We start from the raw sequence: 1,173 nt of genomic DNA on the forward strand, positions 1-1,173 counted from the left end.
CTTCCCGCAGATCGCCGAGCAGTTCACCGACGCCCGCGCGGTCCGCCCCTGGGTGGCCACGGGCCGCCTGCAGTACTCCTCCTCCAGCACGGTCGGCGAGCGGTACTGCCTGACCGCGCACGCCGCCGGCTTCATCGACGCGCTGTACTCGCGCGGCCTGACCAACACCCTGGAGGTCGTCAACTCCCTGGCCTGGCGCCTGATCGAAGCGTCCCGTGACGGCGACTGGTCCACCGAGCGCTTCGAGTACATCGACCGGCTCCAGCAGGGCCTGTACGACGTCCACGACGACCTCGTCTACAGCTCCTTCGTCGGCTTCAAGCACTACGACCTGTGGAACGCGGTCACCCGGGTGTGGGAGTCGACCAGCATCATGCCGACGATGACCGTCGAGCGGGCGTACCGCCGCTTCATGGAGAACCGCGACGAGCAGATCCTCAAAGACCTGGAGCACACCACCACCCCCGGTCTGCCCGCGCCGGTCGGCGAGGACATCAGCTCCCTGCTCACCTTGACCCGCAGCACCTGCCAGGCCGTCGAGGCCGGGGGACTGGAGCCGGGCGAGGCCGCCGAGCTGCTCTTCGAGCAGTTGCGGGAGTCCAAGTTCCTGCCGGAGCCGTTCGCGCTCGGCGACCCGGACAACAAGTGCTTCGAGGCGACGCCGGAACTGCTCGGCCAGGCCCTGGAATGGGGCCGTACCAAGGCGCCGGAGCACATCGCCGGACTGTTCGGCTGACCAGCACTCACGAGTAGGGGAGAGGAGAGACCATGGACGCCGACGTCATCATCGTCGGGGCCGGCCCGACCGGTCTGATGCTCGCCGGGGAACTGCGCCTGGGCGGCGCCCACGTCGTCGTGGTGGAACGCCTGGAGCAGCCCACCGGTCAGTCCCGCGGGCTCGGCTTCACCGCACGCGCCATGGAGGTCTTCGAACAGCGCGGCCTGCTGCCGTGGTTCGGGAACCTGGAGAAGGCCCCCATGGGCCACTTCGGCGGCGTGCAGTTCGACTACACCGTCCTTCAGGACGCCCACTTCGGGGCGCGCGGTGTTCCGCAGTCGCACACCGAGGACGTCCTGGAGCGGTGGGCGATCTCGCTGGAGGCGGACATCCGGCGCGGCTGGGAGTTCCTCGACCTCGACGAGAAGGGCGACCACGTCGAGATCACCGTCGCC

Annotated in this window: 2 protein-coding genes; both read left to right on the forward strand. The window is 69.1% G+C overall.

Annotated elements, in window-relative coordinates; translation table 11 throughout:
• On the forward strand, positions 1 to 736 hold a 736-nt coding region (locus TN53_RS40725; RefSeq protein ID WP_046263922.1), incomplete at its 5' end, for a hypothetical protein.
• A gap of 32 nt (positions 737 to 768) precedes the next feature.
• Positions 769 to 1,173, forward strand: a 405-nt coding sequence (locus tag TN53_RS40730) for an FAD-dependent monooxygenase (RefSeq protein WP_046263923.1), incomplete at its 3' end; no start/stop codon positions are given.

It is taken from the genome of Streptomyces sp. WM6386 (genome assembly GCF_000972385.1).
GTDB lineage: Bacteria > Actinomycetota > Actinomycetes > Streptomycetales > Streptomycetaceae > Streptomyces.